The sequence below is a fragment of the Porphyromonas levii genome (assembly GCF_018206105.1).
In the GTDB taxonomy this organism is placed as follows: Bacteria; Bacteroidota; Bacteroidia; order Bacteroidales; family Porphyromonadaceae; genus Porphyromonas_A; species Porphyromonas_A levii.
In genome coordinates this window covers 55,575-67,503 of sequence record NZ_JADRGN010000002.1, presented here as the reverse complement: position 1 = coordinate 67,503, position 11,929 = coordinate 55,575, and the positions used below count along the sequence as shown (strand labels likewise).

Here is an 11,929-nt window from a genome sequence, read left to right as displayed (position 1 = left end):
ATACGTAATAATAGTATCCCCACCAACGATTTAAGTAATTATTTCTCCATTGAGTAGTTCCCCTCACGAATAGGCGAGGGGCGATGAAGAGCGAATACTCAGAAAACCAATGGTTAGTAGTCGGGATATAGCAGGTACTTAGCTCGCAGTGCCCGATAGGCATCAAGGTCTTTTGCCCAGCTCTGCCGCATCTCCTCGGCCGAGAGACCAGCCATGATTTGCTGGTAGAGTGTGCCATTGCCCGCTAGGAGATTGAAGGTAGACTTTCTATTGACGAAGTCGATGCCATATTGCTTGCTGGCTTGGTACGCTTCTATGATTACCTCTAGGTTGATACCCTTATGCCACTCACGCAACTGCAAAGTGGGGCCATAGCATAGCATGCCCTTGTGTTTGGGAGAAGTAGCCCCTTTCATCGCGATAGGGGTAAAGGTATGGTCGCCTATCCGTTTGTCGGGATAGCCAATTTGCTCGAAAGGTGCATCGGTACCCCTACCCTCGCTCCAGGTGGTCGCCTCGAAATAGCAGAGCGTAGGGTAGTAAAGAATCGCCCTATCGGTTCGGAGATTGGGGCTTGGCGGTACTGGGAGCGAATAATCCTCGCCATGCTTCCAGCCCTTTACAGTAATAACGGAGAGCTTTGCCCGAACATTATTCCTCAGCCAACCCTCATTATTCATCATGAAAGCGGCTTCACCTAGTGTGAGCCCATGCACAGTAGGGATGGGGAGCAGGCTAATGAAGGAGCGGTACTTGTGCTTCTTCCTCACCGCGCCATCAATACAATCATGCGGATTAGGTCGGTCTAGCACCAGTAAAGGGATACCCTGCTCTGCGCAAGCCTCTAGGACGTAGGTAAGCGTACTTATATAGGTATAGAAGCGGACACCCACATCCTGCATGTCAAATATCATTAGGTCAATCCCTGAAAGGTCTTTGGGCGAAGGCTTTTTATGCGTACCATAAAGCGACACCACCGGTAATCCGGTCTTGGCATCTCGCCCTGAACTGACCTTAGCACCCGCATCGACGTGACCACGTAGCCCATGTTCCGGACTATAGAGCCTTATCACCTTTACCCCGCTAGCAATGAGCGTATCCACCACATGGGTGTGCCCGTCGGAGAGGAGGCTGGTATGGTTCACCGTCATCCCTACCCTTTTGCCCTCGGCATGCGTCAGTATCTGATCTATTTGGTCTGCACCAACCTGCACTTGGGCGATAGCTTGTAAAGGGAATAATAGGAGGAGTAAAAGGAATTGTCTCATGGCTCAAACTTGAAAAGTACTACCTCGAAAGGAGCAAATAGATAACTCATGGAGCTCTGAAGGCTCAAACTCTCCTCCGCCACCTTGCGCACATAGTGGGTGAAGCCCTCCAAGTCGCTACTTGTAGATGGCTGAGCAGAGGTGTAGGATATTATCTCCACACGTGCAAAATCGCGATTCTGCCCCTTTAGCTTTATCTGATAATTGAGCGGGTGACGTGTCATATTCACCGCTTTAAGGTAATAATTCCCTGTCTCCTCATCGGAAGTAATAGATAGGATGATATCACTCGAGAGGGGTTCAGGCATATCCCCCCGATGCAAATGTGCGCCCCTAAATGTCTTGAAGTCTATAAGATAATCATACAACTGAGTAGGTCTATAAGCACCACCCACGACTTCTATGATAGGGTAGTCTTGCTCTATGTTGGAGGAGAGCAGTGGAGTAATCCCAAGCGTTAGGAGGTAAGGCGTCCTCCGCTCTGCCAAGATAAGAAACGCAGCACGTAGAGCCAGGGGTGGTAGGAAGTACCCTGTATCGTAGTGCTTATCGAAGTTCACCTCACTCACCAAGTGCGGGAAGAGTAGTTGGTCGTTGTGTACGATTAGTGAGTCTACCTCCTCAAGGTTATCATAACTCACTTCAGGCAGAATCAAGTCGTAAGGATAATCACTATACTTCTGGTACTCCATCCTATTGCCAGCACTGATAATCTGAAGGTCGGGGTACTTTGGCTCCAGCTCCTCAAGTAGCTTTGCAAAGCGTCTGTCGTACTCCAGACCTGTGAGATTATACCCTGGCTGTATCGTCACCTTACTCGACCGCCCTCGCCGTATCAGTCGGTCGATATAAGCAATACGACTGGGCAATTCCTTAATATCCTCCACCCGCTGAATGGTAGAGGGATCGGTAAAGCCGAAGTTGGCAACCAACACCGGAGCGCTCCCTATCTCCTTAGCTAGCCGAAGTAGTTCTGCGTACCCGAAATCTCCTGTCAACTCATTTTCCCGAAGCGTCCACAGACTCTTCTGCTTCAGGGAGTCGAGATGCAGAGGGTAGGTTCCAGGCATCAGTCCATTGGCAGTAGCGCCACTTGGATAACGTAGAAAGGCAGGTTCAAGGTCTTTCAGCAAAGCATACAAGTCGGCACTCACACCAGCCTTAATCGTACCTCCGCTACGCTGCAAAGCGAAGTCATCTAGTTCCACTACGGCACGTCGGCTACTGCTCCAGTAACTCATGCTATCACGCTGTACCAAGTACGCCTCGCCCTCAGCGACCTCCACCTCCAATAGTAGCCGTGTACTCGGAGCGTATTGCGTAGTGGTCAGCACACCTTTATATATTGTCCAATCTTCTACTGGTGTGAGCGCAATTCTATTGGACACCACTCGCAGTGAGTCATCCACTAGAGAAGCGTATAGGGTAGCACTACCCACAGCTCGCCCTCTGCATGAGAAGTCGAAGCGCTCTCCCTGCTCCATCGCTCCGCCTTGTATTGTCTGAGCCCAAGCCACTATAGAGTCATTGCTCGACGCAGTGATAGACAAGTAGTGATTATCTATTCCGCTAGCCACCGAAATAGCTCCACCCAGAACCTCCCAACCATAGTGCTGGTCTGGAAGAGGGTAAAAGAGCCTAGAGCCATTGGGGGTTACCGCTACCCGCTCTGCCGCATCGTAGCCCACATTCGCTGGACGAGTGGCAAGCTCAAAGCCTCCATTGATAAGGAGATTACGACTGAGGAGGTCACGCCCACCGCTACCAGGATCCAGCGTAACCCCTATGGGCAGCTGACCCTTGTACATGGTGGGCAAGTCGGTATCCACCACTATCACGCCTACATAAGGTTGCTTAGACTCGCATGAGCTAAGTAACCCCAGTAGGATAAGCAAATTAATAACTACTAAGAATTGCTTCAAAGTCTCGCCCTATTAGTGGTTGTGAATCGCACACGAGGTAGCTCGAGGTGCTGCTTCTACGTAGACGGGCACCGCGTTACTCCTCATAGGACTCTTGGGAGACGCAACCTTAATGCCTGGCACTGTATAGCTATTGTAGAGCACCTGCCTCATACGCGCAATCTGATTGGGGGTAAATTCATCACTATGCGTATAGTCATAGTCCATGATATTGGTCGCCTCAAATCGCCCACTACTACAGTCATTACGCTTCAGTAGCCCAGCAAACTCCAGTACACTCGTATTGCCAGAAGCTATAATCGAGCGCCTATTCTCCTCGTACTTCTTACGGTTGTAAGTCTTTGTATCGGCACAATGATCTGTGTCTTCACAGCTATCGAGGATGATAGTATTATTCCCTCCCTGAACTTCGGAGAAGGTATGATAGAGCCCTAGATAGTGTCCTAGTTCGTGCGCAATAGTATTCTTCCCAAGGTTACCCCGCAAGAAGGCATACCGCCACGTTAGCCAATCGAAAGCATCGGCATTGATGGTCACACAGTGATTATAGTTACTAAAACCATCCAGTCCACCCGCCGTCTTTATCTTCGCCTCGTCTGCTGGGGTAAGCTGAGCTAGTCCCTCTATCGGAGCCGAACTAAGCGCAAATGGGAGGTGAGATATACCAAGGGTAATCTGATTAGCATCCCCTTCTCGTGTAAATGGGAAGACAAATACATTGACATACGACTTGATAGGCCACGCCATGGAGTGAAATCGTCCTCCCGACTTATCATTCATCACATCGGTGGGCTTAAGAGACTTCTCCGGCATTGCCACAGCATGGACTCCGGCGGGGCTTATACGATTACCCTTAGGATCTACCGTAGCCAATACAAAACGTATATTCGTCTCTTTGGGCATATAGTAATTCTCCGCCGGAGATGTTGGATCGCTCCATCTCTTTACGCCACGGTATTCAGTATTACCATCCAGTTTGGGACGCTGCCCATACAGTTCATTGACATACTCTAGTATCCTCTGCGCATCTGTACTATTAAGGACATACTTTCTGCGCAGTGTATCGGTTGCCACCTTGTCCTCTTCATTGTAGAGCACATGAAATATCACAGGTATCTCATACTGCACTGTGCTGATATCTATGTCGTGTCCGCCAGCTTGCTTCACTCGGACCTCCACTTGCTCCTTGGTAGTAGCGAATGTCAGCACCCCCATACGCTCTTGTCCCGATAGATTGGGCTGCACCTTCACCCCCACTACTGTGCGAGAAATACCGCCCATCTGTGCATTCGTGGTCAGCCACGATACGTTGCTCGACACCTTCCACTGTTCGTCCGAAGAAACCACCACACCCAGTGCCCGCATGGTATCTACAGGATTACCATTCTGATCCGCCAATAGCTCCTCCACCGAAGCACTTAGCCCCTTTATCTGCGTGCTCTTCGCACAGCCACCTAGTGCCACAAGGAGTACCACCAATGGTGCTACGCCCCATTGAAGCATGCTCTTGAGATTTCGTTTCATCGCATAGACCTTCTAATCACATTTCGTATCCTCTCGGGCGTACCTAATCCTCGTTCTCCAAGGGCTCCACCTCGGTGCTCAAACCGAGTAGCCACCTCCTCAGCAACCGTCTCAGATATACCGCCCTCTTTCATAGAAGCTGCCAAGCCAAGGCTATGGATAAAGTCCTCCACGGCTTGTATTGTTGCCCCTATTGTCGCCTCTTCGCTCAACCCGGTAAGGCCAAAGACACGCCGACCTAGCTGAACTATCTTCTCCCCCTTCTCCTGCCTAAATTCCTCCATCACAGCAGGCAATACCAGCATCAAAGATGCACCATGGGTAGTCCCCGTAAGTGCCGTAAGTTCATGACCGATATAATGGGTGAGCCAGTCTTGCTCTACACCCATAGAAAGCATATAATTGAGCCCCAAGGTAGCCGAAAGCATATACTCACACGCCACATCGTAGTCCGTATTGCCCTTCATCAGACTAGGAGCAATATCAAGTAGATTGAGGAGTACGCCCTCCGCCATACGATCCATCACGCCACTCTGACCTGTAGTTGTCAAATATTGCTCCAATATGTGCATCAAAACATCTGCCACCCCACAAGCCACCTGATGGCTACTGAGAGTATAGGTATAGGTAGGATCCAGAATAGAGAAGAGAGGATGATGACAAGTGATAGCGAACTTCTCCTCTAGCGCTCTATTGGAGAGCACTGCACCCGCATTCATCTCCGATCCCGTAGCTGGTACTGTGAGCACCACGCCTAAGGGCAATGTCTCTCCCCTGTAGCCGTTCTTCACCATCTCCCAGCTACTCATAGGTGCCTTTACGCCCATGGCAATCACCTTACTCGCATCTATCACCGAGCCCCCACCCACAGCAAGTACAAAGTTACAACCCTCCTGTCGAGCGACCTCAATAGCACGATCTACGGTAGAGCAGTCGGGATTAGCCTCAATGCCGCCAAAGGGTACTACAGAAATCCCCTCTAGTTGTGCCATTACTTGGTCATAGATTCCATTCCTCTGTACGCTACCACCTCCGTAGGTCAGTAACACTTTGCTTCCTCCTGGTATATTATTGCGCAAACGCCCCACGCTCCCTTTGCCAAAGACAATCTTCGTGGGATTGCAAAAAGTAAAGTTATTCATCAATAAGCCTCCTTGATATACATCATTAATAACTAGCCACTAAGGTACCAATTTCCCATGATATAGCCACAGAGAAGCCATATACCTCCCTCCAACAAAACCATTTAGACCCGCCACCCCAAACGATACCGATAACCAAAACACTATTAGGCGAGCACCCATAACGAATGGCGCGAGCAAGAAAATTTATTCCTAGGAATAAATTTATTTTTCTCTAGGAATAAAAATATTTATCTGTACAAATAAATTTATTTATTCCTAGGAATAAATTTCGCTACTTGCGCTATCCAGAGTGATGGCAATGGCGACAAAAATTTATTACATTTATATTCAGCAATTTAAGAGCATTCATCGCAGGTCTATTCCCCCTTAATACAACGACTCACCCCTCTGTAGAATCGTCTTGATGAATCTACAGAGGGGTGAGTCGTTGTATTACTTAAGAAGTTATGCCGAGGTAGATATTCCAGTGCCCGTCCAAGGGATTATCCCAAAGATAGAGACTAGACAGTCAGATCAAAGATAACATCCCTCTCGTGCTGCTTTACTAACTTCGTTGTTACTGGTTTGCCTGCGCCCACCCAGCCTACGATACCACTGTCGAGATTCTTTACCTGAAAACCTTGTTTGGCTAGCATAGTAGCGGCTTGCATGCTTCTGCCACCAGTACGGCAGTAAACATATACCGGGTGCGACTTATCAAGCGAAGAAGTCGCCTTCTGCATAAAGTTACCGCTGGTGACATCAATATTCTGTGCCTTTTCAATATGTCCTTCTGCAAATTCTTCTGCGGTACGCACATCCACAAGCTGCACCTTGTCTGAGGCAATAGCCTTGCTAAACGCCTCCACACCCATATTCTCCACACCCTCTGGAGTGCCACATGCGCCCATCAGAAATGATAATAAACTCATTGCTAATACGTAAAAAAGTTTGTTCATTTTCCTATATCTTCTCTATGAAATAACATTCAAATCTATAACACACACCGAACTAATAATGTTTAGATACGACTCCGCCCAGCCCCCGTTCCCTCTACACCTACCATCAATAACCCAATTATATTTCTTTTGGTGTTAGTCAATTTTTACGTACCTTTACGACTCAAGAGGATTACAAGCGTAATTATTAATTAAAACTCCGTCTTCTAACTATGCGAACATTGAAGAATATGATACTTAAGTCTTCAACCACAAACAGCAAACACAGTAGAAGAACGAGTATTCTGATAGCTTTTATGCTCATCTGTACCGTTCTCTCATGTGGAGAAACAAAGGCTCAAGACAATATGGGTAGGTACATCTACCATAATGAAGTCCAATTTGAAAAGGTTAAATCTTATTCTTTAGCTATCGACACAATGATGATGCCAAAGGTGTCTTACCTATGTTATGATGAGGGAGCGCACCAGTTAAGTCTACTGAATCCGGATAACAATCAGATTTATAACTATCAACTAGGCACTCAAGAAGAGGTGAAGCCAAAGTCTATTACGGCTATTGGCTTCCCGGGGCGCACCTTAGGGTTTATGGTACTCTCCAATGATTCGATCTTGTGTTTTGATGACAATGCTTCTAGTCTACGATTGTTTTCCTTGCCTGGTTGGACTAAACAATGGAGCGTAGCCCCTTTTGAAGCGATAGAAGAGGCTGCAGGAGCTCATCTGGAGGCAGGTAATGATATCTCCACTTTCGACGCCCTATTCTTTGGTGTTCCATACGTCGACTATGCACACCCTATGGTAAAGGTGGGGAATAGTGTGTATATCCCTCTTCTGGGATCAGATCCCTCTGAAATGGGAGTGCCTTTAGATGGCCGTTTTGTACCGTCTGTGGTCAGTATTGATCTAATCAGCAAGGCTATCGACTACTCTATACCATTTTCTCCAGTCTATGACGAGGGCAATTGGGGCGACGGATTTTTCTTCAGACACACAAGCATCGCTCCGTATAAGGAGGGGAAGCTATTGATAAGCTATTCAGCTGACCATAATCTTTATTCTTGGGATATTGCTGACAAAAAACTCAACGGCATGTATGCTGGTGCCTACGATATTAAGAGTATTATCCCCAAAGATGGGACAAAAGAGTTCCTTAAAATGAGCCAGATTGAGTGGGGAAATGGACAGCCCAGATATGCGACAGTGCTGTATGACAAATACAGAGACCTTATCTATAGGATTGCGACACTTCCAGTGGAGAAAGACCCGAAAACAAATACCGAGTATAGACCTATGGTAGTTGTAGTATTGGATGGGGATATGAACTATATAGGGGAGTGGACTATACCACATCCTGAGGAGTATGGTTTTTCTTCTTTCTTCGTATCGTCTGAGGGGTTAAATATTGAGAGAAAGAATAGCAGAGACAACCACCACATCTATTTCGATACTTACGCGCCAGTATTCTAGTCAGTTGGTCTTCAAAGCGCAACGGACAACGTTCTCTTTTACTCTTTATTATTGATTGTATACATAAAAGATAGTGATATGAAGCAGATTCTCTTTATCTCCTTGCTTATTCTCTGTCCCTTGCAAATATTTGCTCAGCAAGGATTCAGGCAGGGTCAGGCGGTTAAGGCACAAGAGCTTGGAATAGCGCCTGACTTTCAACTGACGACTTCGTATGATGTAATAGATGAAGCGAAGCTCATCGTGACCTATACTGTAACCATGAATTTGGCGCCAGAATACGAGGAGGGGACTTTCGAGGATATCTTAACCTTAGAGATTGGGACGAAAGTCTCCAAGTGCTATAGCCAAACTCTGCACAAAGAAGATTTATTATGGACTAATGAAGAAGTCTCTAGTGGCGAACGTGTGTGGGTACGGAATGCCTTTATTTACCCTACCGTTGGGGAGGAGGTATATAAGTATTCGCCTTATGGTGGGCAGAAGGAAGATATTGTCACGCTTCGCTTATTTGGTTTTGATGATGTCTATAGATATGCGGACAATAAACCAGCTTTCAACTGGCGACTCACTGGAGAGAAGAAAGTTATCCTCGGATATAACTGCCAGAAAGGAGTAACGGACTTTAGGGGGCGCACCTACGAGGCCTGGTTTACTACCGAATTGCCTTTCCGTGACGGACCTTATAAGTTTGATGGATTACCAGGACTCATCTTGGATATTCAAGATAAGGAGGGACACTACCACTGGAGCTGCACAGGGATTGTAGTGCCCAAGACAAAAGAGACAATTAACCAATACCAGTGGAACTATGTGCCAACAACGAGGGAGAAAGTAAGAGCGACCGTAGAGAAAGCCTACAGCAAAACTACACAGTATCTGCTGACTACTAGGATATATTTGGTAGAGAAAGTCAATGATAGGTATCAGAAGATAAATAAGTTTTCATTACCCTACAATCCTATCGAACGCAACTAACCCCGTCTAGAATTGGCTTTATCGCTACAGTACATCATTATGAGGAGAATAGTCTTTGTTATCTTGCTACTCACCCTAATAGTAGGGCGAGCCTTAGGTCAAACAACAATCAAAGGACATGTCTTGGATACCAAGGGAGACCCATTGGTAAATGTCACTATCCTGATACAGAACCCAAGCGATAGTACTGTACTTGCTTTTGGGAACACCTCCCAAGAGGGTTATTATAGCGTAGCGGTGTCTGCGGCTTCTCTTCCTCAACTATCTGTGACCATCTCTGGGTTGGAGATTAAACCCCAGAGCCAACAAGTAGAGAACAAAAGCCAAATAGTAAACTTCTCTGCAGAATATAATCTGATGCAGATTAGTGAAGTGGTCGTAGAGGCTAATAAAGTGTGGCAACAAAGGGATACAATCAACTACCTCGTATCTAGCTTTACGGGGACTAATGATATCTCAATCGGAGATGTGATAAAGAAACTTCCGGGACTGACGGTATCCGAAAGCGGCTCTATTAGTTATATGGGGCGCGAGATAAATAAGCTGTATATAGAAAACATGGACTTACTCAAAGGGCGCTATGGTATCGCTACCAAGAACCTTCGGGCAGAAGATATTTCGGTTGTGCAAGTGCTCGAGAATTACCAACCTATCAAGATGATGGATGGGATAGAAGTAACTCCGGATGCAGCCATTAACCTCAAGCTAAGGGAAGGGGCTAAGAATGTATTTTCACTACAAGCGCTACTCGGGGCGGGTATTGATAATAAGCTGCTATGGAAAGGAGAGCTTGTAGGGATGCTTTTTAATAGAGCTAATCAAAATATTACTACAGTAAAGAGTAGTAATGCTATGGATATTTCTTCTGAAGACGCTACAGATCTAAAAGGGCTGAATGAGATAGAAAGCCTCGCTCTAACGGATATCGCCATACCCGCAAGTCCTCCCATTAAGAGGGATAGATATATAGACCCTGTAGCTCATTCACTGGGCTCGAACCAACTATTTAAGCTAAAGAATACCGCGGAACTAACTCTAAACCTTCAGTTTACTAATCGCACGGAAAACCGACATAGCTATGCATCGTCTACCTATGATATACCTAATTCGGAGGCAACAGTAATTGAGGAAGAGTTATTTGCCCACTTGAAAAAGAATACTCTACAGGGAGGCATTTCGTATACTCTAAATCGGGATAACTCCTTTTTGGGGAACGAAACAACATTTATAGCGGACTGGCTCGATAATAGAGGGGAGTCTATCAATAAGGAGGTTATCAAGCAAAGACTCAGTGGTAAGTCTTTAGCTCTATTCAACTCTATCCAGTGGGGGATCAAGAATAAGGAGAATAAAGGCTTTGCGCTCCAGTTCGACAACGCTTTCCGCACCCAACCACACAACCTTTATTTACATCCAGGATTATATCCAGAGCTAATTAATGGAGGTGCACCATACACCTCTACGACCCAAACAATTAGGCGTAGTGCTTTCTTGTCTGCACTTCAGGCAAAAACACTTTCGATACTATCCTTGGGTTCAATTAATATAGACCCTACGCTCAATGTGAGGATAAATAACGAAACACTATTCTCAGATATTTTGAGAAATAGTTCTGAGCGACTGCTTGAGCCAAAGTGGAGTAATGATATGTCGTTTCTGATCTTCGATGCTTCACTGGGTATTGAACTGAAGTACCTGAGAAGAAATTTGAGTGTCGCCCTTCGGCTACCACTTTCTTATAGGTATGCCCGTGTAGATTATAGAGCGCAAAAACCAGAAAATACGATTCATCAAACATTTAAGTTACTGCCTAGCATAAGCGTAACTAATAAGTCTAGGAACCTCCAATGGGATATATTGGCTGCTTTATCAAGCTCCACACCAGGGCTCGACAACCTATACAAAGGCTATATCCTACAGAACTACAGAGTGCTTAATCGGTATGCTTCCAAGATTTTCGATACCCATACGTGCTATACGTCAGCGAACGTAGGTTACAAACTTGTCGATCATATACTCTTCCTCAATAGTAAACTTTCGTACAGGAGGATGTGGAGTAATGGCATACTCTCTCAATCCTTTCAAGACCAACTCTCGGTAACCGAGCTAGTAGAGTTTCCTAATAAGAGTGATTACCTATATACCTCGCTCGAAGCCAGTAAGGGTTTTTATTGGAAAGACTTAATTATCTCCCTACTCGGATATTGGAGCTCTTCTCGGAGCAATATCCTTCGTCAAGGATTGGATATACAGCACATCGGAAGTGGATATGGGCTTCGAGCCAAAGTGAACATAGCTCCATTTGAGTGGTGCAATACGGAGTATGTACTCAATTGGAATAGCATTGGAGGACGCGATACTTCGGGGAAAACGGTTGAACGTATCCACAATATGGATCAATACTTATCGCTTATTTTCGATGTCACACCTGATATTTCGCTTACAGCCAAGGGTGAGCATTATTACAATGGCTACACTCAAGGTACCCGCAACTTCTTTCTCGCCGATCTTTCGATGGTCTACTCCACTCCAAAAGTAAGGTATCAACTGGACTGGAACAATATCTTCAACACCAAGACCTTCGCTACCTACGGATATGGGTCCATGAGTACATTCTATTCGCTATACCATATTCGCCCAGCTGCTCTCATACTGACCATGCGCTTCAAAGTCCTATAGTTGGGA

At 46.2% G+C, this 11,929-nt stretch carries 8 protein-coding genes; 3 read left to right on the top strand and 5 right to left on the bottom strand.

What is annotated here, in order from left to right; all coding sequences use genetic code 11:
- Window positions 1-113: 113 nt before the first annotated feature.
- The 5 genes from IX315_RS00865 to IX315_RS00845 all read right to left on the bottom strand — a co-directional run bounded on the left by IX315_RS00865 (window position 114) and on the right by IX315_RS00845 (window position 6,770).
- The gene (locus IX315_RS00865; protein WP_211837089.1) at window positions 114-1,268 is read right to left on the bottom strand and encodes an exo-beta-N-acetylmuramidase NamZ family protein; all 1,155 of its coding nucleotides are present in this window, start codon (window positions 1,266-1,268) and stop codon (window positions 114-116) included.
- Window positions 1,265-3,190 (bottom strand): hypothetical protein, encoded by a 1,926-nt coding sequence (locus IX315_RS00860; protein WP_211637859.1) that lies wholly within the window; start codon window positions 3,188-3,190, stop codon window positions 1,265-1,267. The genes IX315_RS00865 and IX315_RS00860 overlap by 4 nt, the downstream gene beginning before the upstream one ends.
- A gap of 12 nt (window positions 3,191-3,202) precedes the next feature.
- Entirely contained in the window at window positions 3,203-4,714 is a 1,512-nt protein-coding gene (locus IX315_RS00855) for a zinc-dependent metalloproteinase lipoprotein (RefSeq protein WP_018358694.1), read from the bottom strand.
- Complete coding sequence (locus IX315_RS00850) at window positions 4,711-5,856, bottom strand: iron-containing alcohol dehydrogenase (protein WP_134849054.1); 1,146 nt, start codon at window positions 5,854-5,856, stop codon at window positions 4,711-4,713. Before IX315_RS00850 ends, IX315_RS00855 begins: the two co-directional genes overlap by 4 nt.
- Window positions 5,857-6,359: 503 nt before the next feature.
- On the bottom strand, window positions 6,360-6,770 hold the full coding sequence (locus tag IX315_RS00845; RefSeq protein WP_134849055.1) for a rhodanese-like domain-containing protein: 411 nt from the start codon (window positions 6,768-6,770) through the stop codon (window positions 6,360-6,362).
- A 257-nt stretch (window positions 6,771-7,027) separates the two neighbouring features.
- Between IX315_RS00845 and IX315_RS00840 the strand changes: the two genes are divergently transcribed.
- The 3 genes from IX315_RS00840 to IX315_RS00830 all read left to right on the top strand — a co-directional run bounded on the left by IX315_RS00840 (window position 7,028) and on the right by IX315_RS00830 (window position 11,923).
- Window positions 7,028-8,266, top strand: a complete 1,239-nt coding sequence (locus tag IX315_RS00840) for a DUF4221 family protein (protein ID WP_211836583.1) — start codon at window positions 7,028-7,030, stop codon at window positions 8,264-8,266.
- A 78-nt stretch (window positions 8,267-8,344) separates the two neighbouring features.
- Entirely contained in the window at window positions 8,345-9,244 is a 900-nt protein-coding gene (locus IX315_RS00835; RefSeq protein ID WP_211837088.1) for a GLPGLI family protein, read from the top strand.
- Window positions 9,245-9,283: 39 nt separating this feature from the next.
- Window positions 9,284-11,923 (top strand): carboxypeptidase-like regulatory domain-containing protein, encoded by a 2,640-nt coding sequence (locus IX315_RS00830; RefSeq protein ID WP_211837087.1) that lies wholly within the window; start codon window positions 9,284-9,286, stop codon window positions 11,921-11,923.
- The last annotated feature ends 6 nt before the right edge of the window (window positions 11,924-11,929 follow it).